Source organism: Gordonia sp. UCD-TK1, from assembly GCF_001691435.1.
In the GTDB taxonomy this organism is placed as follows: Bacteria; Actinomycetota; Actinomycetes; order Mycobacteriales; family Mycobacteriaceae; genus Gordonia; species Gordonia hongkongensis.
In genome coordinates this window covers 15,965-40,603 of sequence record NZ_LZMP01000008.1, presented here as the reverse complement: position 1 = coordinate 40,603, position 24,639 = coordinate 15,965, and the positions used below count along the sequence as shown (strand labels likewise).

Here is a 24,639-nt window from a genome sequence, read left to right as displayed (position 1 = left end):
GGGCCGGATGACACAGCCGGGCGAGGTGCAACCGATCGGCGACGGGATCCGTCCGATGGTGGTCGATCTCGCGTTCGGGACGCCGCTGGCCCATGACCCGGAGCACGGGCTGCGCCGGGTGGATCGCGATGTGCGGCCGCTGCTCGAGTCGGTGGACCAGATGAGTGTCGTGGTCGACGGTCGGCGCGAACACCTGCGGCAGGTGTGGCGGCGGGTCTTCGCCGGCCTCGACTTGCCCGCGGGCCGACCCCTCGTCGTCGGGCACCCGAGCACCTGGGGACCCCGTCGGGCATCGACGCTCGCCGACCTCGGCGACGGCCGCGCGCCGGTGGCACTCCTACCGCGGGCGGTGCTCGTCGCGCGCAGTCACGCCGACCTCACCGTGCGGCGGTGCGCCGTCGTCGAGACCACACATCTCCCGCGGCCGCCCGCCGATCCCGGCCACCCGCGACCGGCGTGGTGGGACGTGCAGATCGTCGGACGCGGTCCGGACGGCTGGGTGATCGAGCGCTCCGGGCTCATCCGTCCCGGCGCCGACCGTGCGCCGCGCTCCTCGCCGAACGCGGACGGCCTCGACGTCATCGACGACTCGGTCGAGGCGGTGTTCGTCGACGGGGACCGCCCGGACGAGGTGTCCGCGGCGATCGGCGTCATCGCCGGGCACGCGGTCGCGGGACGCGTGGTCGCCGTCGACCGCGAGCTCGTGGTCCGGCTCGGCCACCGCACCGGCGGTGCGGACGAGGACACGATGGCCCCGGGCGCCGATCCCGGACCCTCGCTCCCGGTCGGCGCCACCCGGCGCCGGTCGGGGACGCTGCTCGCCGCGGCGGTGATGGCGATCCTGGTCGTGAGCGGTGCGATCGGGGTGGGACTCTGGCAGCGCGGCACCGCACCGGACGCGGCGTCGACGGAGGTCGGCCTCGGGCGTGCGACGCTGGCGGTGCCCGGCGACTGGCGGCAGTCCGAACAGCGGACCCCGAGCGGTTCGGCCGACGACCCCTCGACCACTCGCGCGGTGTTCGTCGATCCCGACGACGGCCGGCGCATCATCGCCGTCCTCACCGAGGTGCGCGCCGGCTCCACCCGGGAATCGGTCGCGGGGAGCCTGCGCAACCGGATCGAGCAGCGCGGCGACGACGTCGTCACCGAGTTCTCCGCCGCCACCCGGTTCGGCGGGCGGGACGTGATCGGCTACCGCGAGTCACCGGCCTCGGGCGGCGCGATCCGCTGGTACGTCGTGGTCGACGATGGTCTGCAGGTCTCGATCGGCTGTCAGGCGGGTACCGCGGCCGAATCCGCCGACGACGAGTGCGCGGCGGCGGTGCGGTCGGTCCGGGTGTCGCCGTCGTCGTGAGGCCGAGTCCGTTTTGACCCTGACCAGCGCGGTCGCGTAGCCTGGATCGCTGGTGCTCGGCGCCTGGCGCACAGCTGTGTGTCCAGGTCAGCGGAGGCCCGGGTCCCCACTGGTCGCCGGGAACAACCTCTGCCGTGCACCCGACCAGCATCCATTCGACAAAAGTTGAGGACAACTGTGCCTACCTACACCCCGAAGGCCGGTGACATCACGCGTACGTGGCATGTCATCGACGCCGAGAACGTGGTGCTCGGCCGGCTGGCCGTGCAGGTCGCGAACCTGCTTCGCGGCAAGCACAAGCCGACCTACGCCCCGCACATGGACGGCGGCGACTTCGTCGTCATCATCAACGCCGAAAAGGTCGCGCTGACCAGCAACAAGGCTGATCGCAAGCTGAACTACACCCACTCGGGGCACCCCGGTGGCCTGAAGTCCCGCACCACCACCGAGCTGCTCGCGACCTACCCCGAGCGGGTCATCGAGAAGGCCGTCAAGGGCATGCTGCCGTCGACCAAGCTCGGCCGCGCCATGGCCTCGAAGCTGAAGGTCTACGCCGGCCCGAACCATCCGCACGCGGCCCAGCGCCCCGTCCCCTTCGAGATCAAGCAGGTGGCCCAGTGAGCAACGAGAACATCAACGACGCCGTCGAGGCCGTCGACGAGGCTGCCGTCGAGGTCGTGGAGGCCGTCGAGGTCGCCGCTGACGACTACGACGCCGCTGTGGTCGAAGAGGTCCGCGAGCCGGTCGTCATCGACCGTCCGATCCAGACCGTCGGCCGCCGCAAGGAGGCCGTCGTCCGCGTTCGCCTGGCCCCGGGTTCCGGTGAGTTCACCCTCAACGGCCGGTCGCTGGAGGACTACTTCCCCAACAAGGTGCACCAGCAGCTGATCAAGGCCCCGCTGGTCACCGTCGAGCGCACCGAGTCGTTCGACATCTACGCCAAGCTCGTCGGCGGAGGCCCCTCGGGCCAGGCCGGCGCGCTGCGTCTCGCCATCGCGCGTGCGCTCATCGAGGTCACCCCGGAGGATCGTCCCGCCCTGAAGAAGGCCGGCTTCCTCACCCGTGACCCGCGTGCGGTCGAGCGCAAGAAGTACGGCCTCAAGAAGGCCCGCAAGGCGTCGCAGTACTCCAAGCGCTGATCTTGGCACGCCTTTTCGGAACCGACGGCGTCCGAGGCCTGGCCAACGACGAGCTCACCCCCGAGCTCGCGTTGCGCCTGGCCTCGGCCGCCGCGGTCGTTTTCGCAGAGAGTTCGGCGACCGAGTCGCACCGGCGTCCGCGCGCGGTCGTCGGACGTGATCCGCGCGCATCCGGCGAGATGCTGGAAGCCGCGGTGTGTGCGGGGCTCGCCGCCACCGGAGTCGACGCCATCTGCGTCGGCACCGTGCCGACCCCGGCGGTCGCCTTCCTGACCGCGGACTACCACGCCGACTTCGGCGTGATGATCTCCGCGTCGCACAACCCCATGCCCGACAACGGGATCAAGTTCTTCTCCGGCGGCGGGCACAAGCTCGACGACGCTGTCGAGGACCGCATCGAAGCGACCATGGACGGCGAGTTCATCCGCCCGATCGGGGCTGCGGTGGGCCGGATCGTCGCTGCGCCGGACGCCGGCGACCGCTACCGGCGCCACCTCGCACAGGCCGTCGACACCCGCCTCGACGGATTGACCGTGGTCGTCGACTGCGCGCACGGCGCGGCGTCGGAGCTCGCTCCGCAGGCCTACGCCGACGCCGGGGCGACGGTCATCGCGATCCACGCCGAGCCGGACGGCCTCAACATCAACGCCGACTGCGGGTCCACGCACATGGACAAGTTGCAGGCGGCCGTGCTCGAGCACGGAGCCGACCTCGGACTCGCTCACGACGGTGACGCAGACCGTTGTCTCGCAGTCGATTCCACGGGTCAGATCGTCGACGGCGATGCCATCATGGCCGTGCTGGCGACGTCCCTGAAAGACCAGGGCAAGCTCCACGACGATGTGCTCGTCGCGACCGTCATGAGCAATCTCGGACTGCACATCGCCATGCGCGAGGCCGGGATCACCGTGCACACCACCGGGGTCGGGGACCGGTACGTCCTCGAGGAACTGCGGCGGGGCGGTTATTCGATCGGCGGGGAACAGTCCGGTCACATCGTCGTCCCGGGTTCGGGCACGACGGGTGACGGCATCCTGACCGGGCTGATGCTGATGGCGCGGATGGCCGCCACGTCGACGCGGCTCGCCGACCTGGCCGGCATCGTGACGGTGCTGCCGCAGGAGCTCATCAACGTGCGCGTGGGCGACAAACACGCAGTGGCCCAATCACAATCGGTGAAAGAAGCGGTCGTGGCCGCCGAAGCCGAACTGGGGGAGACCGGTCGCGTCCTGCTGCGCCCGTCGGGAACCGAGCAGCTCGTCCGCGTGATGGTCGAAGCCGCGACCGCCGATCAGGCGCTGGCGGTGGCCGGCCGTCTGGCCGACGTCGTCCAGGGGGCCGGGGCATGACCGGTGGGGCACCGCGCGCGGTCCTGTTCGACTTCTCCGGCACCCTGTTCCGCTTCGAGGCGCGCGACGAGTGGTTCGCCGACCTGCGCGACGACACCGGTGCCGAGTTCGACCGCGACCGTCAGGCGGACATGATCCGGCGCATGGTCGCACCCGTCGGTCTGCCCGACGGCGTCGTCGGTGCCGACCAGGATGCCTGGGAACGTCGTGATCTCGACCCGGCGCTGCATCGGACCGGTTACCTGGCGTTGCTGCGCACGGTCGGGATGAGCAATGCCGACCACGCGAACGCTCTCTACAACCGGGTGCTCGACCCGTCCTCGTGGGTTCCGTTCGCCGACACCGTCGCGGTGCTGCAGAAGCTCGGTGCGGTAGGGGTTCCGGTCGGCATCGTCAGCAACATCGCCTTCGACCTGCGCAAGGTGCTGGCCCTGCACGGCGTCGAGGACCTCGTCGCCGCGTTCGCGCTGTCCTACGAGGTCGGGGCGATCAAACCCGACCCCCGGATCTTCCACGCCGCGCTCGATCCGCTGGGTGTGCCGGCCGACGAGGTGCTGATGGTCGGGGACAGCGAGACCGCCGACGGCGGGGCGCGCGCCCTCGGCTGCTCGTTCGCGCTGGTCCACGACGTCCCGGCCGCCGACCGGCCCACCGCTCTGCTCGACGCCGTGACCTCGCACGGCATCGAACTGCCCGACTGACCGCTCGCCTGATGGCGCACTGGCGCCTCGCCCCTCCGTACGCGACAATTCCCTGCGTGTCCGGAGAATTCCCGGGAACCGGCGGCCGCTGCCGTGCGTCCAAGAATGCAGGGCCGCTCGGAGGATGGCAGTGAACTGGCGGACGCGCGTCGGGGAGGGGTGACATGAACGGCGACGGTGCGGACGGTGTCGGGTCGCGCCCGATCTCGATGGACACCGCCCAGGTGTCCGCGGTGTCGGCGTACTACCGCAGGTCCTCGCTGGTGTTGTCGGCGGTCGCCGACGATCTGGCCGCACACGACTTCGGGACCTGGGCTCGGGAGTCGATCGCAGGAGACGAGAACACGGTCGCCTTCGGGCCGTCGGCCGCGGCGTACGCCGAGATGAGCGCGACCCTGTCGCGCCGGTTACGGGTGCAGGCCACGGCCGCTGCGGCGCTCGCGGACACTCTCCGCAACAGTGCGCTGACCATGGCGGACGGGGATCGGCGCGTGGCGGACGAGATCTCGCGAGCGCTGCCGCCCTCGGGGGTGGACGGCCGGTGAGGCGCGGCGCGGACTCGTTGTCGGTGCTGAGGTCCGACGCCCGGGGTGGCGTCGAGACGTTGATCGAACTCGTGGCGGCCGGGCGTCTGATGGGGGTCGCCGCCCCCGACGATGCCACCCTCCGCAACGGACTCCGCGTGGTCGACGGATTCGACATCGCGGCCTTGTCCGCGGACAGCCGCGCCCTGGTGTCGGCGCACCGGGCCGTGTCCGAACAACTCCACCATCTCCCCGAACAGCAGGTCCGCCTCGACGACGGTTGGAACAGCGAGTCCGCGACTGTCGCCCTCACGACGGTCATCGACCATCAGCGTCGCGCCGAATCGGACCTGCACATCCTGCGCACCCTCACCGACGCCACCTCGGCCGCGGCGTCGGGCATCGACCGCCTGCTGCGCACCTTCTATCTGACCGTCGCCCGGTTGTCGGCACCGACCGCGGCCGGGGTGCCGCCGGCGGAACTGCCGCAGGCGGTGCTCACCGGTCGCGTGCCGATCGGGGTGGCGGTCGAGGACATCTCGTCCCGGCTGGCCCTGTTCAGCACCTCGCTCGAGACGACGACCCGCGGGATCGCCGGAATCCTCGACCTCCTGAACCGGTCCGTCGACGGCATCGACGACGAGGCTTATCCGGTCGACGCCGGGCACCCGGGCGCCGTCCCGGTCGTGTCGCCGGGATCACCGTCCGCGGCGGCACCGGCGCAGACCGTCGCCGCGCCCGCACCGGGACCCCAGACCTGGATGGCCGAATCGACCACCGATGCCCGACCGGCGGAAACCGGGGCGGCGACCGCCGCGGCACGATCAGAGCCCCCGGTGTCGATGTCAGGTGTCGCCGCGTCCGAGCCCCCGGCGTCCGTACGGTCGTCGGAGCCCGACGAGTCGGCGCGCGCATCCCGCGACGACGGCGTCGACGTCCCGTTCCGGCTGGGCGGCGCCGAGGGACACGACGCGCCCGTCGCGTCGGGGCCGACGGCCTCGGCCACCGTCGAGGCGGCAACCGGGGCGGTCGCCGAAACCGAAGCCGCGGAACCGAATCGGTCGGAACAGAATCGGTCGGGGCCGGAACCGGAGGCATCGCCGGACCGATCGTCGGGTGATCTGGCGTTGGCGGGTGACCAGTGAACCTCGCCGACCAGATCGAGGCCCTCGCCCGCACCGCGACCGCCGGCGTCGCCGAGGCGTCACACGTGTTCTCCGCTCGACAGCGGGACCTCGAACTCGCGATGGACGAGCATGGCCGCAACGCGGTGCGGTCGGAGACGCAGCAACTCCGGGACGACCTCGAGAACGCCGCCGACGCCGCGGACGCCACCCCGGGCATCATGTTGCCGGCCGACGTGGCCGACGCCAGTCCCCATCTGCCGCCGCGCAACACATAGGCTGTCTGCTGTGCCAGGCAAGAAGCAGCAGAAGCCGACGCAGTCGCCCGCGAAGCTGATGAAGGCGCTCGCCCGACGCGGCCCCCATCGCGTGTTGCGCGGCGACCTCGGGATCGTCGGGACCCCGGGTGTCGTGTTCACTCCCGCCGAGGGCGAACGGCTCCCCGCCATCGCGTTCGGGCACGGGTGGATGACGTCGGTCGAGCGCTACCGCGACCTGTGCCACCACCTCGCGTCCTGGGGCATCGTCGTCGCCGTCCCGGCGGGTCAGCGAGGCCTGCTCGCGTCCGACGACACGATGGCCGCCCAGCTCCGTTCAGCGCTGTCGATCGTGACCCGGGTCCCGCTCGGCTTCGGCGAGATCACCGTCGACCCGCGCAAGATCGGGTTCGCCGGCCACGGCTTCGGTGCCGCCGCAGCGGTATTGGCCGCGTCGGAGGGCGTGCTGCACGGTCAGCCGCAACCGCCGGCCCGGGGGGTGGTCGCACTGTTCCCGGCGCCGACGACTGCGCAACTCCTGCCCGCGGCCCGCCGGGTGAGTGCTCCGGGACTCATCGTGTCGGCGATCGGCGAACTCGACACCATCGACGGCAACGCCCTGCCCCTGGCACAGGCGTACGGGTCGGAGTCGGCCGCCGATCCCCGTCCCGGTGTGGTGCTGCGTACCCCGCCGGCCGCGACGTCCCGCGGGCTGATCGAGCACCGGTCGATCAAATCACTCCTCGGCGGCAACGGCGCCGACAAGAAGACGCACACCGCCGCACGCGCCCTGACCACGGGATTCCTGCTGCACACCCTCGACGACGACAGCCGGTACGAGGCCTTCGCCGACGCCGACACCGAGCTCGGCAAGGTGCCCGCGGTGGACCTCGACGATCCGCCGGAGATCCAGGACAAGATCGCCAAGTTGCTCGGCGCGAAAGAGCGCAAACGCCGCCGTGCGGCGAGTCCGGTGCCGTCCCGGGCCCCGAACGCGGTGGTGCCCGACACCATCGAGTGACGTCCGTGCCGCGGTACCCGGTGGCGGCCTGCTGTGACCCCCGCTCGGCACCCGACGCGCCGCGCTGCCGCTCGCGCGTCCGCAGGTACCCTGACTAGCTATGTGTGGAATCGTGGGATACGTGGGGCGGCGCGATGCCCTGGACATCGTCGTCGACGCGTTGCGGCGGATGGAATACCGCGGGTACGACTCGGCGGGCGTCGCGATCCTCGACGGCGAGGGAAGCACCGCGATCCAGAAGAAGGCACTCCGGCTGGAGAACCTCGAGAAGCAGATCGCCGCGGTCGGTCGCGAGTCGCTGTCGGGCACGACCGGCATCGGACACACGCGGTGGGCCACACACGGCAAGCCGACCGATCGGAACGCGCATCCGCACGCCAGTGACGACGGCAAGCTCGCCGTCGTCCACAACGGCATCATCGAGAACTACGCCGAGCTACGCGCCGAACTCGAGGACGACGGCATCGAGTTCGTGTCCGAGACCGACACCGAGACCGCCGTGCACCTCGTGTCGAAGTACTACGCGTTCGGGCCGACCGCCGGCGACTTCGTGGCTAGCGCGTATGCGGCGCTGCGTCGCCTCGAAGGTGCGTTCACGCTCGTGTTCACCCATGCCGACCACGCGGACACCATCGTCGCCGCGCGGCGGTCGACCCCGCTCGTGGTGGGTGTCGGGCAGGGCGAGATGTTCCTCGCGTCGGATGTCACGGCCTTCATCGAACACACCCGGGACGCGGTCGAGCTCGGCCAGGACGAGGTCGTGGTGATCACCGCCGACTCGTACACGGTCACCGACTTCGACGAGAACGCCCGGGACGGCAAGCCGTTCCACATCGACTGGGATCTCGCGGCCGCGGAGAAGGGCGGCTACGACTTCTTCATGCTCAAGGAGATCGCCGAGCAGCCGCGCGCGATCGCCGACACCCTCCTCGGGCACCTGCAGAACGGTCGCATCGTGCTCGACGAGCAACGCCTGACCGACGACGATCTGCGCGACGTCGACAAGGTGTTCGTGGTGGCCTGCGGCACCGCCTACCACGCCGGGCTGCTGGCCAAGTACGCGATCGAGCACTGGACGCGCCTCCCGGTCGAGATCGAACTCGCCAGTGAGTTCCGCTACCGCGACCCGGTTCTCGACCGGTCGACCCTGGTGGTGGCCATCTCGCAGTCCGGTGAGACCGCCGACACGCTCGAGGCGGTCCGGCACGCGAAGGACCAGAAGGCACGCGTCCTCGCGATCTGCAACACCAACGGGGCACAGATCCCCCGGGAATCCGACGCGGTTCTCTACACCCACGCGGGCCCCGAGATCGGCGTCGCGTCGACGAAGTGCTTCCTCGCGCAGATCGTCGCCGCCTATCTCGTGGGGCTCGCGCTGGCGCAGGCACGCGGCACGAAGTACGCCGACGAGGTCGCCCGCGAGTTCGCGGCCATCGAGGCGATGACCGACTCGGTCGCGCAGGTGTTGGACACGATGGAGCCGGTCCGGGAGCTGGCGCGTTCGCTGGCGCACCACAACACGGTGCTGTTCATCGGCCGGCATGTCGGGTATCCGGTGGCGCTCGAGGGCGCTCTCAAACTCAAGGAACTCGCGTACATGCACGCCGAGGGGTTCGCGGCCGGCGAGCTCAAGCACGGGCCGATCGCGCTGATCGAGGACGGGCTCCCGGTGATCACGGTCATGCCCTCGCCGGACGGCCGCGCCGTGCTGCACTCGAAGATGGTCAGCAACATCCGCGAGATCCAGGCCCGCGGAGCCCGCACGATCGTCATCGCCGAGCCCGACGACGCGGCCGCCCGTGCCGTCGCCGACGAGTTCATCCCCATCCCGAAGACGCCGACGCTCCTGCAACCGCTGGTGTCGACCGTGCCGCTGCAGGTGTTCGCGGCGAGCGTCGCGCAGGCCCGTGGCTACGACGTCGACAAACCGCGGAACCTGGCCAAGTCGGTGACCGTCGAATAGCGGTTCCGCATGCCGATCCGGTACCTGACGGCCGATGAGGTCCGCGCCGCCGAGCGGGCGACGGGGAACCTGCTCACCGACGGCGTCCTGATGCGCCGGGCGTCGCACGGCGTCGCCCGGGTGATCGCGGCAGAGCTGAGCCGGACCGGCGGATGTTATGGACGGTCGGTCGGGCTGGTCGTCGGTGCGGGGGACAACGGCGGCGACGCGCTGTTCGCCGGTGCCGAGCTGTGCCGCCGCGGCGTGCGGGTCGACGCGGTCCTGCTCGCCCCGGACCGCGCCCACGCCGCCGGGCTGCGGGCATTCCGCGCCGCCGGCGGACGGATCGGCGAGCGGCTACCCGACGGCCTCGAGGTGATCGTCGACGGCGTGGTCGGACTCGGTGGCCGGGGGCCGCTGCGGGCGAACGCCGCCGAGGTCTTCGCGGTGGTCGGTCCGGAAACCACCGTCGTCGCGGTCGACCTGCCGTCGGGCGTCGACGCCGACACCGGTGAGGTCCACGACCCGGCGGTGCGTGCCGACATCACCGTCACCTTCGGCTTCCGTCGCCGCGCCCACCTGCTCGCCGCCCCACAGTGCGGGCGGGTCGTCCTCGTCGACATCGGCCTCGATGACGCCGGCCTCGGCGACCCCGCCGATTCGCCGCTCGCCACCTTGACCGACGACGAGATCGATTGGCCGACACCGGGTCCCGGGGACGACAAGTACACGCAGGGGGTGGTCGGGGTGATCGCCGGGTCGCATCGGTACCCCGGTGCGGCCGTCCTCGCCACCGGCGCGGCGGTGACCGCGACCTCCGGAATGACCCGGTTCGTCGGCTCCGCCCACGCCGAGGTGGTGGCGCAGTGGCCGGAGGTCGTCGCCACGCCCGACCTCGCCGGTGCCGGACGCGTGCAGGCGTGGGTCCTCGGCCCCGGCATGGGTACCGACGATGCGGCCGCGACGACCCTGCGTACCGTCCTGGACACCGATCTGCCGGTCCTGGCCGACGCCGACGCGCTCACCCTGATCGCCCGCGACCCCGGGCTCGTCGACGGGCGGACGGCACCGACGCTGCTGACCCCGCACGCCGGCGAATTCGCCCGCTTGACCGGTACCGAACTGGGCGCCGACCGTCTGACCGCCGTCTCCGGTCTCGCCGCGCGGTGGGGCGTCACGGTGCTGCTCAAGGGACGTATCACGCTGGTCGCCGACCCGACGGGTCACGTCCTGGGCAACGACGCCGTGTCGTCGTGGGCGGCGACCGCCGGGGCCGGCGACGTCCTGTCGGGGATCGCCGGGGCCCTGCTTGCCGCCGGGAGGTCGCCGCTGGTCGCCGGTGCGTCGGCCGCGCGCGTCCACGCCCGGGCGGCGCAGCTCGCGAGTGGCGGCGCGCCGATCGGGGCGTCGACGCTGCTGGGGGCGCTGCGGCCGGCGATCCGCGAGTTCACCACGCCGCCAGCACGAACGCGAGCGGGTACAGCGCCGTCAGCACGCTGAACGCGGTGACCGACGACAGCACGATCGCGTCGGCGATGACGCCCGGGCGCCGAAAGGCGCCGTGCCTGACCCGCTGGACGAATGACACGACGAGACCCGCGCAGGCGACGATCGTCATGAGTACTCCCACGCCGAAGGCGACGAGAGCCGCGACCCCGTACCCGTCGGCGGGTTCGCCCGCCATGGCGTGCCCGAGGGCGAGAAGGAAGAGCACCGCGGCCGTGGCGAACGCCACCCACCCGATCGTGTTGGCGGCCCACGACGTCAGCGATGCGCGCAGGCCCGGCCGACCGGGAGGCGCGGGCGGGACGACCGGGTCGACGGGCACGAAGCCGGCGGGCGTGAAGCCGGCGAGGTCGTGGGCTGGGCGCACGAGGCGGACCGGGGTGAGAACGGCGGGGTCCTGCGGATTCGAGTTCGTGTACATGGTGACTTCCGGTGGTGCGGCGGTTCGGGATCAGCGTCGGGGTCCACTCAACCGTCCTGCCCGACGCCGCGCATCGGTGTGACTACTCAGACCATCTCCGCAGAACGACGCGCACCTCACGCCGGAGGCAGCCGGGACGAGCCGCACCCGGCGATCTGGGACAATGGTCGACGATGACTTCCCCTGCTCTGACCGCGACCGTGGATCTCGGCGCGATCGCCCACAACGTCGGCGTGCTGCGCGCCGCTTCGGGCGCTGACGTGATGGCGGTCGTGAAGGCCGACGCCTACGGCCATGGCGCCCTGCCGGTGGCCCGCGCCGTGCTCGCGGCCGGCGCCGCCGAACTCGGGGTCGCGCACCTCACCGAGGCCGCCGCGCTCCGCGCCGCCGGCATCGACGCCCCGATCACCGCGTGGCTGCACACGCCGGGAGCCGACTTCGCCGGAGCGATCGCCGACGGCATCGACATCGCACTCTCGTCGATCTCCCAGCTCGACGCGGTGATCGCGGCGGCACACCGCACCGGCCGGTCGGCGGTCGTCACCGCGAAGGTGGACACCGGCCTCAATCGCAGCGGCGTCGCGGTGGACGAGTGGGCGGATTTCGCCGAGCGGGTGGCGAAGGCGCACGTCGACGGCTCGGTGACCCTGCGTGCGGCGATGTGCCACCTCGCGCGCGGCGACGAACCCGATCACCCGCTGAACGACGCGCAGGCGCAGCGACTCGACGCCGCGGTCGCCGACCTGGCCCGCCTCGGCGCTGCACCGCAGGTGGTCCACATCGCCAATTCGCCTGCCGCGCTGACCCGTCCGGATCTCGCCCGCGACCTGGTACGGCCGGGGATCGCCGTCTACGGCCGGACCCCGGTACCGGCACGCGGCGACTTCGGGCTGATCCCGGCGATGACCCTGACCGCGACCATCGCGCTCGTGAAGAAGGTCGCCGCCGGGCAGGGTGTGTCCTACAGCGAGACGTGGATCGCGCCGCGCGACACGGTGGTGGCCGTGGTCGCCGCGGGGTACGCCGACGGCGTGCCGCGATTGCTGTCGGGCCGGATCCGGGTCCGGATCGGTGAGCGGATGTTCGACGGGGTGGGCCGGATCTGCATGGATCAGCTGGTCGTCGACCTCGGACCCGACGGCGCGGGTGTCCGCGAGGGGGACCAGGCCGAACTGTTCGGCACCGGCGCCTCGGGCGGCCCCACCGCGAAGGACTGGGCGGACGCGATCGGCACCATCGACTACGAGATCGTCTCCCAGGTCGGGACGCGCGTGGTCCGTCGTTACCTCGGCGAGTGGCAGGTCGGGCTCGACCCCGAGACCACGGCAACCACGAAGTCCATGGGGACCGGACAGTGAGCGAGGCAGCAGTGGTGGAATCCGACCGGGTCGGGCTGCTGGCCGGGGTGGCGAGGATCGCCGCCCTGGGCGGCATGGCAGCCGTCGGGGCAGCGCGCAACATCGCCCGCAAGAGCGTGGTGGGCCGTCCGGATCCGCACGCCGATGTCGATCTCACCGCGCTCTACCGCGAGCGGGGGACCACGGTCACCGCCGACGACGGGCTGGATCTCGCGGTGCGGATCGTCGACCTCGGGACGGTGTCGGAAGGCTCCGTGCCCGACCTCACGATCGTGTTCGTGCACGGCTTCAGCCTCCGGCTGTCGAGCTGGCATTTCCAGCGCGAGCAACTCGCCGCCGAGTGGCACGATCGCAACTACCGGCTGGTGTTCTTCGATCACCGGGGGCACGGGGAGAGCGACCCGGCCCCGACCGAGACCTGCACGATCGCGCAGCTGGCCGACGACGCGGCGGCGGTGATCCGTGCCACCGTACCTGTGGGACCCGTTGTCCTCGTGGGTCATTCGATGGGCGGGATGACGCTGATGGGGCTCGCGCGCCGGCACCCGGCATTGTTCTCGTCGCACGGTCCGGTCGCCGGGGTGGCGCTGGTGGCGACGGCGTCGCGCGGTGTCACCGACGCCGGACTCGGTGAGGGACTGCGCAATCCGGTGGTGGATGCCTTCCGGATGAGCGTGCGCCGCGCGCCGCGCCTGGTCCAGGCGGGCCGCGGACTGACCCGCGCCGCCCTCGAACCGGTGCTGGTCGCGGCGAGTTTCGGGCCGACGTTCTACAGTCCGGCCCTCGGCGCCGCGGTGGACACGATGATCCAGAGCACGCCGATCGAGACCATCGTGAACTTCTTGCACGCCTTGGAGATCCACGACGAGTCGACCGCGCTGCCGGTGGTCGCCCAGGTGCCGACCACGGTCGTGTGCGGAGACCGGGACCGGCTCACGCCGTTACGCAACTCGGTCCGGATGTACTCCCAGCTGGGCGCCGATTCCCGCCTGGTCGTCGCCAAGGGCGCCGGCCACATGGTCCAGATGGAGGAGCCCCGGCTCGTCAGCGACGCGATCGCCGGACTGGTGGATCGCGCGCGGATCGCTCTGCCGGCCCCCCGTCGGCGCTGGTGGAAGCGAGGCCGCCGATGAGCGGCGTGGGTCCCCGCGGTACGCGCGACCTCCCCGAGGTCGACGACACCGAGGCCTTCGGCGCCGAGCTGGCGTCGACCCTGTCCGCAGGTGACGTGGTCATCCTCGACGGTCCGTTGGGCGCGGGAAAGACGGCGCTGGCCCGCGGGATCGGTGCCGGTCTCGGCGTCGAGGGGCGGGTGACCTCGCCGACGTTCATCATCGCCCGCGAGCACCGGCCGGGCCGGCCCGACCGCCCGGGGATGGTCCACGTCGACGCCTATCGGCTCGGCGGTACGGGAAGCGGTTCCGGGATGCTCGACGAACTCGATGCCCTGGACCTGGACTCCGACCTGGACGAGGCGGTCGTCGTCGTCGAGTGGGGCGAAGGTGTGGCCGAGCGGCTCGCCGACCGGCATCTGGTCGTGCGGCTGCGACGGGACACCGAAACCGATGTGCGACACGCCGAGTGGGAGTGGGTGAGCGCGGAATGAGTCAGGGTCTGGTGCTGGCGGTCGACACCGCCACCGATTCGGTGGTGGCCGGAGTGGCCGAACTGCGCGACGGTGAGGTGCGCGTGCTGGCCGAACGGGTGGTCGCCGACCACCGACGGCACGCGGAACTGCTCACCACCCTGGTCGCCGAGTGTCTTGCCGAATCCGGCACGGCCCGAACCGAACTGACCGCGGTTGTCGTCGGCTGCGGGCCCGGGCCGTTCACCGGACTCCGGGTGGGGATGGCGACCGGCGCCGCCTTCGCCGACGCGCTGGGGATACCGGCGTATGGCGTGTGCTCCCTCGATGCGCTTGCCGTCGACGCCGGTCCGGACGACGCAGGATCGCGAGCTCTGGTGGTGACCGACGCGCGCCGGCGCGAGGTCTACTGGGCGCTCTACGAGGGTGGCCGCCGTGTGCGCGGCCCCGAGGTGACCGCGCCCGCGGTGGTCGCCGAGGAGCTCGCCCCCGATGTCGCCGGGGGGCGGATCGGTGCGGTGGCGGGTTCGGCGGCCCACCTCGAACTCACCGGCTGGACCGGTGATCCACCCGCGGCCGGCGTGCCGACCGTACGCGGGGTGGTCATGGCGGCTGCCGCCGACATCGTCGCGGGCGCCGAACCCGAACCCCTTGTGCCGCTGTATCTACGACGCCCCGACGCGGTGGAGCAGAAGGCCCGTCGGGCGGGTGTGGCGCGATGACCACACCGGAGCTGGTCATCGACGCGCTCACCTTCGGTGACATCCCGCGCTGCGCCGCGCTGGAACGGCGGATGTTCGCCGACGACTCACCCTGGCCCGCCGCGGCTTTCCGCGCCGAACTCAACGCCCCGTACAACACCTATTTCGCGGCTCGGGAGCGCCTCGGCGCCGACGTCATCGGTTACGCCGGGATCTCCACGCTCGGGCAACCCGACGCCTGGGAGTGCGAGATCCACACCATCGCCGTCGATCCGGACCATCGGGGACGGGGAGTGGGCCGGGCGCTGCTCGAGGCCATGCTCGCCGTCGCGGACGAGAACGACGCCGCGGTGTTCCTGGAGGTACGCACCGACAACGAGGTGGCGATCGGGCTGTACTCACATCACGGGTTCAGCACCGCGGGTCTTCGCCGCAACTACTATCAGCCGTCCGGCGCGGATGCCTACACGATGTTGCGGCTCCCGGTGTCGGGCCGGCCGCTCGAACCGGAGGAGGGCCCGGCGTGATCGTTCTCGGTATCGAGAGCTCCTGCGACGAAACGGGTGTCGGCATCGTCCGGTGGACGCCGGGCGACGGCGACACACCCGGATTCGCGACGATGCTGGCCGACGAGGTCGCGTCGAGCGTGGACGAACACGCCCGGTTCGGCGGCGTGGTCCCCGAGATCGCCTCCCGAGCGCACCTGGAGGCGATCGTCCCCACGATGCGTCGGGCGCGGGAGGCGGCCGGGATCGACCGTCCCGACGCCATCGCGGTCACCATCGGGCCGGGACTCGCCGGCGCGTTGCTCGTCGGGGTGGCCGCGGCGAAGGCGTACGCACTCGCCTGGGACGTACCGCTGTACGCGATGAACCATCTCGGCGGGCACGTCGCGGTGGACACCCTCGAGCACGGACCGATGCCGGAGTGCGTCGCACTGCTGGTCTCTGGCGGACATACGCACCTTCTGCACGTCACCGATCTCGCCGAGCCCATCGTCGAACTGGGCACCACGGTCGATGACGCGGCCGGGGAGGCCTTCGACAAGGTCGCCCGCCTGCTCGATCTCGGTTTTCCCGGGGGGCCGGCGCTGGACCGCGTCGCCCGTGAGGGTGACCAGGGTGCGATCGCCTTCCCACGCGGTATGACCGGTCCCCGTGACTCGCGGCACGACTTCTCCTTCAGCGGACTCAAGACCGCGGTCGCACGGTATGTCGAGAAATGCGTGCGCGACGGTGTGGAGGTACCGGTGGCGGACGTCGCGGCCTCGTTCCAGGAGGCGGTGGCGGACGTGCTGACGATGAAGGCGGTCCGGGCCTGCGGTGACCTCGGGGTGGACACCCTGGTCCTCGGCGGAGGTGCCACCGCCAATTCGCGCATCCGATCGCTGGCGGAGGAACGCTGCGGGGCGGCCGGGATCGACCTGCGGGTTCCGAAGCCGCGCCTGTGCACCGACAACGGCGTGATGATCGCGACGCTCGGCGCTCATGTGATCGGCGGGGGAGCGGCGCCCTCGCCGCTGACCGTGGCGTCGGACCCGGCGATGTCGGTGCGTGTCAGTCAGCTGTAGCGGACGGAGCCCGGCCGTCTTCGCGGGGAGCGAACACGGCCGGGTTTTTGCAGCCTCCGCCCTTGAGTGCTGGCACTCGCATGTATAGAGTGCTAGATGGCGCTGACCGAAGCCTCGGACACCCGCGACGACGGGGTTTTGCAGGGCCGTGAACGTGCAGATTCTTTCTCAGTACGAAAGTTGAGGACTCACATCGTGGCGAGCGTGAACATCAAGCCGCTTGAGGACAAGATCCTGGTGCAGGCCGTCGAGGCCGAGACGACCACCGCGTCGGGCCTGGTCATCCCGGACTCCGCCAAGGAGAAGCCGCAGGAAGGCACCGTCATCGCTGTCGGCGAGGGTCGGGTCACCGAGCAGGGCAACCGCGTCCCCGTGGACGTCAAGGAAGGTGACACCGTCATCTACAGCAAGTACGGCGGCACCGAGATCAAGTACGCCGGCGAGGAGTACCTGATCCTCTCGGCGCGCGACGTCCTCGCCGTCATCGGCAAGTAGGACCGGCACCGAACTCCGGCCGAGTTAGACCCCGCGAGCCTTCATCGCGTCTCACATCGCCCCGGCGCCCCGTGCAGGGGTACCGGGGCGATGTGCGTTACGCCGACAGGCTCCCGTTGCAGAAAGTGATTCATGGCCAAGCAGATTGAATTCAACGAAACCGCGCGCCGGGCGCTCGAGCGAGGCATCGACCAGCTCGCCGACACCGTGAAGGTCACCCTCGGCCCGCGCGGACGGCACGTGGTCCTCGCCAAGGCGTTCGGCGGACCGAGTGTCACCAACGACGGCGTCACCATCGCGCGCGACATCGAGCTCGACGATCCGTTCGAGAACCTCGGCGCGCAATTGGTGAAGTCCGTCGCCACCAAGACCAACGACGTGGCGGGCGACGGCACCACCACTGCGACCGTGCTGGCACAGGCGATGGTCAAGGCCGGCCTGCGCAACGTCGCCGCCGGGTCCAACCCGATCGCTCTCGGGCAGGGCATCAGCAAGGCCGCCGATGCGCTGAGCGAGGCCCTGCTCGCCGCTGCGACCCCCGTCGCCGGTGAACAGGCCATCGCCCAGATCGCCACCGTGTCCTCCCGCGACGAGGAGATCGGCGAGATGGTCGGCAAGGCGATGACCGCGGTCGGCGCCGATGGTGTCGTCACCGTCGAGGAGAGCTCGGGGCTGAGCACCGACCTCGAGATCACCGAGGGCGTCCAGTTCGACAAGGGCTTCCTCTCGCCCTACTTCGTCACCGATCTCGACAGCCAGGAAGCGGTTCTCGAGGACGCGCTGGTCCTGCTCTACCGCGACAAGATCAGCTCCCTGCCGGACTTCCTGCCGCTGCTGGAGAAGGTCGTCGAAGCAGGCAAGTCGCTGCTGATCATCGCCGAAGATGTCGAGGGCGAGCCGCTGTCGACCCTCGTCGTGAACTCGATCCGCAAGACGATCCGCGCCGTCGCCGTCAAGGCGCCGTTCTTCGGCGACCGCCGCAAGGCCTTCCTCGAAGACCTTGCGATCGTCACCGGCGGAACCGTCGTCTCCTCCGACATCGGCCTGAGCCTGCCGACGGTCGGTCTCGACGTGCTCGGCTCGGTCCGTCGCGTCGTCGTCACCAAGGACGCCACCACCCTCGTCGAGGGTGCCGGCACCAAGGACGCGATCGCGGACCGTTCGGCGCAGCTGCGTCGGGAGATCGAGCAGTCCGACTCCGACTGGGACAAGGAGAAGCTCGCCGAGCGTCTGGCAAAGCTCTCCGGTGGTGTTGCGGTGATCCGCGTGGGTGCGGCCACCGAGACCGCGCTCAAGGAGCGCAAGCACCGCGTCGAGGACGCCGTCGCAGCGGCCAAGGCCGCCGTCGAGGAGGGGATCATCCCCGGTGGTGGCTCGGCCATCGTGCAGGCGTCGAAGAAGCTCGACGCCCTCGCCGAGTCCCTGACCGGTGATGAGGCCCTCGGTGTGCGGGTCGTCCGCGACTCCGCGCGGGCGCCGCTCTACTGGATCGCCGCGAACGCCGGACTCGACGGTGCGGTCGTGGTCGACAAGGTCGCCGGTGGGGCCGAGGGCTCGGGGTTCAACGCCGCGAGCCTGTCCTATGGCGACCTGGTCGCCGAAGGCATCATCGACCCGGTGAAGGTCACCCGGTCGGCGGTCGTCAACGCCGCGTCGGTGGCCCGCATGGTGCTGACCACCGAGACGGCGATCACCGATCAGCCGGCCGACGAACCGGCCGGTCACGCCGGACACGGGCACGCGCACTGACGTAACTCCGCGCAGTTCGACGAACACGAGAGCCGGGCATCCTCGCGGGGATGCCCGGCTCTCGCGGTCGTGGTCTGGTCGGGTTCAACGCCCCCGGCCTCAGCTGGCCATCCGGCGGCCGACGCCCCGCTTCATCAAGATGCTGCGCTCGGATTCGGACAGTCCGCCCCAGATGCCGTACGGCTCCGCCACCGCGAGTGCGTGCTCCCGGCATTGCGCGATGACCGGGCACTGGTGGCACATCTCTTTGGCGCGTCGCTCACGCTGCGCTCGGGCGCGGCCGCGTTCGCCGTCCGGATGGAAGAACATCGACGAGTCGACGCCGCGGCAGAGTCCTGACATCTGCCAGTCCCAGATGTCAGCGTTGGGGCCGGGGAGATGATTGGGCTGAGGCATGACAGCTACTCCTTGTCGTGGGCCGCACCGGGGTGCTTCGGTGGGAAACGTCGATTTCCTGCAACGCTGAACTCACATTAAGCGGGCCGGAGAAATTGCGTCAATAGCCCTGAAATGGGACAGGATTGCTGCGAAAGTCTCAGAAATGTTAACGGCGGGTTAGGTGATCGCGGTTGGATAGCACAGCGCGGATGCAGTGTTGCGGTGCCCCCTGAACCGGGGCGACCGACCCGGTGTGACCTGCGATGATGGCTGCCGGGTCCGGGTCTTCGTCCAGCGCGTCGGACGTAGGGGTGTGGTGACGTCGATCGGACCGATTTACACGGCGGAAATCTTCCGATGATGCACCCGTGATCTGTCCTGAGAATTAACGTTGGGAATCGTTCGTTAAATTTATGCAAACCGAAAAAGATCGAGTGACCAAGAACACCTCCTCGACGCTCGACAAAGCCGTTGAGCTGCGTCGACACCCCTCCTTGCGGCCGTCGGCGGTCCCGCTGCTGCATGCGTGGGCCGCGGCGGTCCGCGCCGGCGGGGACGGGAACTACGCCCGCGCCCTCACCGAGCTCGCGTCCCTCGAACGGGTCGCCGGTGTGCGGGCGCGGGTATCCGCGCCCACCGACCCCCACCTCGCCGTGCTGTCGCTGTGTCAGAGCACGCGGGCCTCCCTGGTCCGCCAGGCCGGGCGACACCACATCTCGCATGGGGTCGACGGTCGAGCCCTCCTCACCGTCGGCATCTCCGGCGCCTGGGCCGTGCCGGGTGCACCGGGTTCCGGACCACGCGAGGTCTCGCTCATCCGAGCGGCGGTCGCGGACGGACTCGTCGGGCTCGCGGCCGACAATCTGGGTCTGCTGCGGTTCGATGCGTCCCGTCGGCTGCTCGACCGGGCTCGAACGGTCCTCGATCCCATGGACGTGCGGCCGGTCGGGACGAACCCCGAGCAGTGGTCCTGGCGGCCGGCGGACGCGGACTGGATGACGGCCACGCGCTGCCGCCTGCGCTGGGAATGGGTGAGCGCCGAACTCGGTCTGTACCGCGGTGACGTGGCGGCCGGGCTCGAACACGCCCGAGCGGGGGCACTGCTGGTACGGGAGATGCACGACGCGGCGACTCCGGTCCCGGCCCGCCATCGTGTGAAGACTGCGTTGATCGCCGCGGCTGCCGCCGCGGGCGCGGGGGATCGGGGTGGCACCGCGAACGCGGCGCGGGACGTCGTCGCCGACGCTCGCGACGAGGCCCTCCTGCCCCTGGAGTGGGCGGCGATGAGCCTGCTGCTGGGCACCGGAGCCGCGTCCGGCGACGAGGCCGTTCACCACCGCCGGCTCCGCGCCACGCTGATCGGCAAGGGCATGGCGCTGATGCCGGACGGTTGATCGCTAAGGTGTGTTGGGGTCTGCCACGTCGTCGCCGCCGGAGACGTCGCCGGAACGCGCTCTCCAGCCGCGTGCCACGACGATCGCCACCGGCGGCGTCACCGTGCCGGGGCCCGGACCAGGACCGGCAATTGGACCGGTTGGCCGACTTGTAACACGGGGATTCCTACGCGCGATGAAGTTGACAGGTGGTGAGTTGAACGACGCCGTCCGGGCCGCGGGCCAAGGCGATCGGGCAGCTCTCACGTCAGTTCTCGAAAGCGTGCAGGAACCGATCTTGCGCTACTGCCGAGGACGCATCGGGGTAGGGGAACGGCATCTGTTCTCCGCCGACGACATCGCGCAGGAGGCATTGATGGCGGTGATGACCGCGTTGCCACGGTACCGTGACCAGGGCAAACCGTTCATGGCCTTCGTCTACGGCATCGCGTCGCACAAGGTCGCCGACGCCATGCGGGTGGCGGCACGGGTGAAGTCGGACCCGGTCGAGGAGATCCCCGAGGTCTCACACGTCACCGGGGGTCCCGAGCAGTTCGCGATCGATGCCGACGGCAGCAGGCGGATGAGAGCCCTGCTGGGCATCCTCCCCGAGAAGCAACGCGAGGTACTGGTCCTGCGGTTGATCGTCGGGATGTCGGCGGAGGAGACCGCGCAGGCGATCGGCAGCACCGCGGGAGCAGTACGAGTCGCCCAGCATCGAGCGCTGGCGAAATTGAAAGACGAGTTGAGACGGACAGGAGGTCACGATGAGCGGACAGTCTGATTGGCGTAGACGCCGTGTCGCCGGTGGTGACCAGCCGAATCGACCCGGTCAGCCGCCGGCGCACCGTCGCGCGCCCGGTTCGAGCGGCCCGGCGCCCGCCGGGCCCGGACCCCGCCCGGTTGACCCGTTCTCCTCGGACGCGGAGTCCGGACTCGGCGCGTTCGATCTCTCCGCTTCCGACGACGCGCTCGACCTCTCCGAACTGAACTTCGACGAGAACTTCCTCGACGCGCTGACCCGCGATGTGCCGGTGCCGACCCGCGACGCGGCCGAGTATCAGCTGGCCGAGATGCTGTCGGGCTGGCGGTCGGAGATCGTGTCCACCCCCGAGCCCGAGCTGCTGTCCGTCGACGACGTCGAGCGGGCAATCGGGACCAGCGAGCGCGCGAGTCGCGGCCGCCGCATGGTCCGTCACCTGCGCGTCGTGTCGGGTGCCGCCGCGATCGTCATCGTTGCGGCTGCCGGCCTGACCGTGCTCTCCGAGGGCTCGCAACCCGGCGACCCGCTGTGGGGCATCAAGCAGGTCGTGTTCGCCGAGGCCGCGTCGCAGACGCAGGCGGCCCACGACGTCCGGAACAACCTCGAGCGTGCCGAGGCCGCGATCGCCGCCGGTGATCCGGGTGCGGCGGCCAGCCTGCTGGCCGAGGCGCAGGAGCGCATGGGTCCGATGGACAACGAGATGCGTGACGAGATGACGGAATGGATGAACCGCATCCGCGCGGGTGCGGGTCTGCCGATCGAGACCACCGATCCCGCACCGTCGACCGGTGCGGAACAGCCCGGGACGATCGACCCGACCCGGCCCGATCTCCGGAACTCCGAGGACCAGCCCTCACCCGACGCGTCGACGCCTCCGGGCGGCGGGACGGATGAACCGACCACGCCGTCCGAGCAGGCGAGCGAACCGCAGGAGCCGTCGTCGGTCCCGCCCTCGAGCGAGCCGGCAGAACCGTCGACGCCGTCGTCGAGCACGAAGGTCACCCGTTTCCCGGCCGAGTTCCCCGAGATCCCATGGACACCGCCGCCCGGCGTGGACGCCGGTCGGCCGATCGGCTGACGCGACCGCACCATCGCCGACCCGAACGGTCGGTTGAGATCATGAGCGAGGCCCCGCACCAGATCGGTGCGGGGCCTCGCTCATGTCTTTGTGCCGGAGAGTCGGCGACAGTTACCGCCACGCCCGTGGGGCGTCAGCGTTCGTCGTCGAGATGACTACGGGCGTCGGCGTAACCGCGGCAGTAGTCCCACGTGACGTAGGCGTCCGGACGAGGATCCACCGCGGGCTCGTGCGGCCGGACGGTGCCGTCGATGAGAAGCTGGATCAGGTTGGCGCGCAACATGTCCCAGTCGTGGTAATGGTCCTCGCGGCAGTCCTCGCACACGACGACCAGGCCGCGTACACCGCGATTGGCCAGCAAGGCCTCGTAGAGTGCGAGATCGGCGAGATCCTCCTCGACCGCGAGCCGCTCGTTCTCGTCCAACGGGATACCCGGCTCCACGCTGTCCAATGCGGATGCGGGATCGCTGGGATCGTCGGCGAACGGATCCGGCGGGAGGCCGGGTGGCAGGTGGTCACGCACCACACCACCGTAGCCGATCCGCGGGTGCGCGCGCCGCAGGCGTTCACCGGTCGAGCGCACCTGTTGAGAGTAGGTCGGGCGACCTCATCGGCGCGAAGACTCCTGTGTGACGATCGCCGCAACAAGGGACTCGATACCATGGTCCGATGACTGCTGTTCGTACCGGTGGAGACGATCCCGGCAAGGTCGCGATGCTCGGCCTGACCTTCGACGACGTCCTGTTGCTGCCCTCGGCGTCGGACGTGATACCCAGCGAGGTCGACACCTCGTCGCGGGTGACCAAGAACGTGACGTTGCGTGTCCCGCTGGTGAGTTCGGCGATGGACACCGTGACCGAGTCCCGGATGGCGATCGCGATGGCGCGCGCCGGGGGTATGGGTGTCCTCCACCGCAATCTGTCGATCGAGGAGCAGGCCGGCCAGGTCGAGACCGTCAAGCGGTCCGAGGCGGGCATGGTCACCGATCCGGTGACGTGCACCCCCACGCACACGCTCGCCGAGGTGGACGCCATGTGTGCGCGCTACCGCATCTCCGGCCTGCCCGTCGTCGACGACAAGGGTGAGCTCGTCGGCATCATCACCAACCGCGACATGCGGTTCGAGGTCGACCAGAGCCGTCCGGTCGCCGAGGTGATGACCAAGGCCCCGCTCATCACCGCCCAGGAGGGGGTCTCCGCCGAGGCCGCACTGGGACTGCTCCGCCGGCACAAAATCGAGAAGCTGCCGATCGTCGACGGCAACGGTCGCCTGACCGGACTCATCACCGTCAAGGACTTCGTCAAGACCGAACAGCATCCGCTGGCGACCAAGGACTCCGACGGACGGTTGCTCGTCGGGGCGGCCGTCGGCACCGGTGACCCGCAGTGGGACCGGGCGATGGCGCTGGCCGACGCCGGGGCCGACGTGATCATCGTCGACACCGCCCACGCGCACAACCGGCTCGTACTCGACATGGTGGCCAAGCTGAAGGCCGAGGTCGGCGACCGGGTGGACGTGGTAGGCGGCAACGTCGCGACCCGCGAGGCCGCGCAGGCCCTCGTCGACGCCGGCGCCGATGCGGTGAAGGTCGGCGTCGGACCGGGCTCGATCTGCACCACCCGCGTCGTGGCGGGTGTCGGCGCCCCGCAGATCACCGCCATCCTCGAAGCCGTGGCGGTCTGTCAGAAGGCCGGGGTGCCCGTGATCGCCGACGGTGGCCTGCAGTACTCGGGTGACATCGCCAAGGCACTCGCGGCGGGAGCGTCGACCGCGATGCTCGGTTCGCTCCTCGCCGGCACCGCCGAGGCGCCCGGCGAACTGGTCCTGGTCAACGGCAAGCAGTTCAAGAGCTACCGCGGCATGGGTTCGCTGGGTGCGATGCAGGGTCGCGGACAGGCGAAGTCGTATTCCAAGGACCGCTACTTCCAGGACGACGTCCTCAAAGAGGAGAAGCTGGTTCCCGAGGGCATCGAGGGACGGGTGCCGTTCCGCGGTCCGCTGTCGCAGGTGATCCATCAGCTCGTCGGCGGCCTGCGTGCCGCCATGGGTTACACCGGCGCGTCCACGATCCCGGATCTGCAGACCGCACGGTTCGTCCAGATCACCGCGGCGGGCCTGAAGGAATCCCACCCGCACGACATCACGCTGACCGCAGAGGCACCCAACTACTATTCCCGCTGAACTCCCCGAGGTCGTTCCCGCCGGACTCGTCCGGCGGGCCAGGCCGTAGGGTCGTTGTGCAGCTGAACTC

At 70.6% G+C, this 24,639-nt stretch carries 26 protein-coding genes; 23 read left to right on the top strand and 3 right to left on the bottom strand.

From position 1 onward, the window contains the following. The first annotated feature begins 7 nt into the window (after positions 1-7). The 11 genes from A9310_RS06660 (at position 8) to A9310_RS06610 (ending at position 10,911) form a co-directional block, all read left to right on the top strand. On the top strand, positions 8-1,354 hold the full coding sequence (locus A9310_RS06660) for a type VII secretion-associated protein (protein ID WP_065629914.1): 1,347 nt from the start codon (positions 8-10) through the stop codon (positions 1,352-1,354). A gap of 177 nt (positions 1,355-1,531) precedes the next feature. Then, positions 1,532-1,975, top strand: a complete 444-nt coding sequence (rplM, locus tag A9310_RS06655) for a 50S ribosomal protein L13 (protein ID WP_058250710.1) — start codon at positions 1,532-1,534, stop codon at positions 1,973-1,975. After that, positions 1,972-2,493, top strand: a complete 522-nt coding sequence (gene rpsI / locus A9310_RS06650) for a 30S ribosomal protein S9 (protein WP_065629913.1) — start codon at positions 1,972-1,974, stop codon at positions 2,491-2,493. Before rplM ends, rpsI begins: the two co-directional genes overlap by 4 nt. A 2-nt stretch (positions 2,494-2,495) precedes the next feature. Continuing rightward, on the top strand, positions 2,496-3,842 hold the full coding sequence (gene glmM / locus A9310_RS06645) for a phosphoglucosamine mutase (protein ID WP_065629912.1): 1,347 nt from the start codon (positions 2,496-2,498) through the stop codon (positions 3,840-3,842). Continuing rightward, entirely contained in the window at positions 3,839-4,543 is a 705-nt protein-coding gene (locus A9310_RS06640; protein WP_065629911.1) for an HAD family hydrolase, read from the top strand. The genes glmM and A9310_RS06640 overlap by 4 nt, the downstream gene beginning before the upstream one ends. 164 nt (positions 4,544-4,707) lie before the next feature. After that, positions 4,708-5,088, top strand: a complete 381-nt coding sequence (locus A9310_RS06635) for a hypothetical protein (RefSeq protein WP_065629910.1) — start codon at positions 4,708-4,710, stop codon at positions 5,086-5,088. Beyond that, positions 5,085-6,212 carry a hypothetical protein gene (locus A9310_RS06630; RefSeq protein WP_065629909.1) on the top strand — a complete coding sequence of 376 codons (1,128 nt, stop codon included), beginning with the start codon at positions 5,085-5,087 and terminating at the stop codon, positions 6,210-6,212. Before A9310_RS06635 ends, A9310_RS06630 begins: the two co-directional genes overlap by 4 nt. Continuing rightward, the gene (locus A9310_RS06625; RefSeq protein ID WP_065629908.1) at positions 6,209-6,469 is read left to right on the top strand and encodes a hypothetical protein; all 261 of its coding nucleotides are present in this window, start codon (positions 6,209-6,211) and stop codon (positions 6,467-6,469) included. Before A9310_RS06630 ends, A9310_RS06625 begins: the two co-directional genes overlap by 4 nt. A gap of 10 nt (positions 6,470-6,479) precedes the next feature. After that, entirely contained in the window at positions 6,480-7,469 is a 990-nt protein-coding gene (locus A9310_RS06620) for an alpha/beta hydrolase (protein WP_065629907.1), read from the top strand. A 100-nt stretch (positions 7,470-7,569) separates the two neighbouring features. Beyond that, positions 7,570-9,432, top strand: coding sequence for a glutamine--fructose-6-phosphate transaminase (isomerizing) (gene glmS, locus A9310_RS06615; protein WP_065629906.1), 1,863 nt, complete (start codon positions 7,570-7,572; stop codon positions 9,430-9,432). A 9-nt stretch (positions 9,433-9,441) separates the two neighbouring features. Then, positions 9,442-10,911, top strand: coding sequence for an NAD(P)H-hydrate dehydratase (locus A9310_RS06610; RefSeq protein WP_065629905.1), 1,470 nt, complete (start codon positions 9,442-9,444; stop codon positions 10,909-10,911). Here A9310_RS06610 and A9310_RS06605 read toward each other — a convergent pair. Then, entirely contained in the window at positions 10,859-11,338 is a 480-nt protein-coding gene (locus A9310_RS06605) for a hypothetical protein (protein ID WP_065629904.1), read from the bottom strand. The two genes, A9310_RS06610 and A9310_RS06605, sit on opposite strands and share 53 nt — an antisense overlap. A 173-nt stretch (positions 11,339-11,511) precedes the next feature. Between A9310_RS06605 and alr the strand changes: the two genes are divergently transcribed. From alr to groL, 8 genes are all read left to right on the top strand, one after another. Then, entirely contained in the window at positions 11,512-12,696 is a 1,185-nt protein-coding gene (gene alr / locus A9310_RS06600; protein WP_065629903.1) for an alanine racemase, read from the top strand. Continuing rightward, the gene (locus A9310_RS06595; protein ID WP_065629902.1) at positions 12,693-13,829 is read left to right on the top strand and encodes an alpha/beta fold hydrolase; all 1,137 of its coding nucleotides are present in this window, start codon (positions 12,693-12,695) and stop codon (positions 13,827-13,829) included. Before alr ends, A9310_RS06595 begins: the two co-directional genes overlap by 4 nt. Then, positions 13,826-14,302 carry a tRNA (adenosine(37)-N6)-threonylcarbamoyltransferase complex ATPase subunit type 1 TsaE gene (gene tsaE, locus A9310_RS06590; protein ID WP_058250699.1) on the top strand — a complete coding sequence of 159 codons (477 nt, stop codon included), beginning with the start codon at positions 13,826-13,828 and terminating at the stop codon, positions 14,300-14,302. Before A9310_RS06595 ends, tsaE begins: the two co-directional genes overlap by 4 nt. Continuing rightward, positions 14,299-15,003, top strand: coding sequence for a tRNA (adenosine(37)-N6)-threonylcarbamoyltransferase complex dimerization subunit type 1 TsaB (gene tsaB, locus A9310_RS06585; protein ID WP_065629957.1), 705 nt, complete (start codon positions 14,299-14,301; stop codon positions 15,001-15,003). The genes tsaE and tsaB overlap by 4 nt, the downstream gene beginning before the upstream one ends. Beyond that, a complete protein-coding gene (gene rimI / locus A9310_RS06580) occupies positions 15,000-15,509 on the top strand; it encodes a ribosomal protein S18-alanine N-acetyltransferase (protein ID WP_065629901.1) in 510 nt (169 codons plus the stop codon). The genes tsaB and rimI overlap by 4 nt, the downstream gene beginning before the upstream one ends. Beyond that, complete coding sequence (gene tsaD, locus A9310_RS06575; RefSeq protein WP_065629900.1) at positions 15,506-16,552, top strand: tRNA (adenosine(37)-N6)-threonylcarbamoyltransferase complex transferase subunit TsaD; 1,047 nt, start codon at positions 15,506-15,508, stop codon at positions 16,550-16,552. Before rimI ends, tsaD begins: the two co-directional genes overlap by 4 nt. 195 nt (positions 16,553-16,747) lie before the next feature. Beyond that, the gene (gene groES, locus A9310_RS06570; RefSeq protein ID WP_004019185.1) at positions 16,748-17,047 is read left to right on the top strand and encodes a co-chaperone GroES; all 300 of its coding nucleotides are present in this window, start codon (positions 16,748-16,750) and stop codon (positions 17,045-17,047) included. Between the two features lie 132 nt (positions 17,048-17,179). Beyond that, complete coding sequence (gene groL / locus A9310_RS06565; protein ID WP_058250696.1) at positions 17,180-18,796, top strand: chaperonin GroEL; 1,617 nt, start codon at positions 17,180-17,182, stop codon at positions 18,794-18,796. Between the two features lie 99 nt (positions 18,797-18,895). Here groL and A9310_RS06560 read toward each other — a convergent pair whose 3' ends face one another. After that, positions 18,896-19,192 (bottom strand): WhiB family transcriptional regulator, encoded by a 297-nt coding sequence (locus A9310_RS06560; protein ID WP_010841865.1) that lies wholly within the window; start codon positions 19,190-19,192, stop codon positions 18,896-18,898. 416 nt (positions 19,193-19,608) lie between these two features. Between A9310_RS06560 and A9310_RS06555 the strand changes: the two genes are divergently transcribed. From A9310_RS06555 to A9310_RS06545, 3 genes are all read left to right on the top strand, one after another. After that, on the top strand, positions 19,609-20,568 hold the full coding sequence (locus A9310_RS06555) for a hypothetical protein (protein ID WP_065629899.1): 960 nt from the start codon (positions 19,609-19,611) through the stop codon (positions 20,566-20,568). 175 nt (positions 20,569-20,743) lie between these two features. Further along, a complete protein-coding gene (locus A9310_RS06550) occupies positions 20,744-21,331 on the top strand; it encodes a sigma-70 family RNA polymerase sigma factor (RefSeq protein ID WP_010841867.1) in 588 nt (195 codons plus the stop codon). Then, the gene (locus A9310_RS06545) at positions 21,315-22,388 is read left to right on the top strand and encodes an anti-sigma-D factor RsdA (protein WP_065629898.1); all 1,074 of its coding nucleotides are present in this window, start codon (positions 21,315-21,317) and stop codon (positions 22,386-22,388) included. The genes A9310_RS06550 and A9310_RS06545 overlap by 17 nt, the downstream gene beginning before the upstream one ends. Before the next feature lie 133 nt (positions 22,389-22,521). Here the strand turns inward: A9310_RS06545 and A9310_RS06540 are convergent, their stop codons facing one another. Continuing rightward, a complete protein-coding gene (locus A9310_RS06540; protein ID WP_058250883.1) occupies positions 22,522-22,911 on the bottom strand; it encodes a DUF5319 domain-containing protein in 390 nt (129 codons plus the stop codon). Between the two features lie 146 nt (positions 22,912-23,057). On the opposite strand from A9310_RS06540, the gene guaB reads away from it, so the two are divergent. Then, the gene (guaB, locus tag A9310_RS06535) at positions 23,058-24,569 is read left to right on the top strand and encodes an IMP dehydrogenase (RefSeq protein ID WP_058250693.1); all 1,512 of its coding nucleotides are present in this window, start codon (positions 23,058-23,060) and stop codon (positions 24,567-24,569) included. The last annotated feature ends 70 nt before the right edge of the window (positions 24,570-24,639 follow it).

What these genes read in the sequence shown, in the direction of transcription:
- A9310_RS06560 (WP_010841865.1), bottom strand. Translation starts at nt 19,192, where the DNA reads ATGCCTCAGCCCAATCATCTCCCCGGCCCCAACGCTGACATCTGGGAC.
- A9310_RS06605 (WP_065629904.1), bottom strand. Translation starts at nt 11,338, where the DNA reads ATGTACACGAACTCGAATCCGCAGGACCCCGCCGTTCTCACCCCGGTC.
- groL (WP_058250696.1), top strand. Translation starts at nt 17,180, where the DNA reads ATGGCCAAGCAGATTGAATTCAACGAAACCGCGCGCCGGGCGCTCGAG.
- alr (WP_065629903.1), top strand. Translation starts at nt 11,512, where the DNA reads ATGACTTCCCCTGCTCTGACCGCGACCGTGGATCTCGGCGCGATCGCC.
- A9310_RS06545 (WP_065629898.1), top strand. Translation starts at nt 21,315, where the DNA reads ATGAGCGGACAGTCTGATTGGCGTAGACGCCGTGTCGCCGGTGGTGAC.
- guaB (WP_058250693.1), top strand. Translation starts at nt 23,058, where the DNA reads ATGACTGCTGTTCGTACCGGTGGAGACGATCCCGGCAAGGTCGCGATG.
- glmS (WP_065629906.1), top strand. Translation starts at nt 7,570, where the DNA reads ATGTGTGGAATCGTGGGATACGTGGGGCGGCGCGATGCCCTGGACATC.
- tsaE (WP_058250699.1), top strand. Translation starts at nt 13,826, where the DNA reads ATGAGCGGCGTGGGTCCCCGCGGTACGCGCGACCTCCCCGAGGTCGAC.
- A9310_RS06640 (WP_065629911.1), top strand. Translation starts at nt 3,839, where the DNA reads ATGACCGGTGGGGCACCGCGCGCGGTCCTGTTCGACTTCTCCGGCACC.
- A9310_RS06610 (WP_065629905.1), top strand. Translation starts at nt 9,442, where the DNA reads ATGCCGATCCGGTACCTGACGGCCGATGAGGTCCGCGCCGCCGAGCGG.
- A9310_RS06660 (WP_065629914.1), top strand. Translation starts at nt 8, where the DNA reads ATGACACAGCCGGGCGAGGTGCAACCGATCGGCGACGGGATCCGTCCG.
- A9310_RS06635 (WP_065629910.1), top strand. Translation starts at nt 4,708, where the DNA reads ATGAACGGCGACGGTGCGGACGGTGTCGGGTCGCGCCCGATCTCGATG.
- A9310_RS06550 (WP_010841867.1), top strand. Translation starts at nt 20,744, where the DNA reads ATGAAGTTGACAGGTGGTGAGTTGAACGACGCCGTCCGGGCCGCGGGC.
- tsaB (WP_065629957.1), top strand. Translation starts at nt 14,299, where the DNA reads ATGAGTCAGGGTCTGGTGCTGGCGGTCGACACCGCCACCGATTCGGTG.
- rimI (WP_065629901.1), top strand. Translation starts at nt 15,000, where the DNA reads ATGACCACACCGGAGCTGGTCATCGACGCGCTCACCTTCGGTGACATC.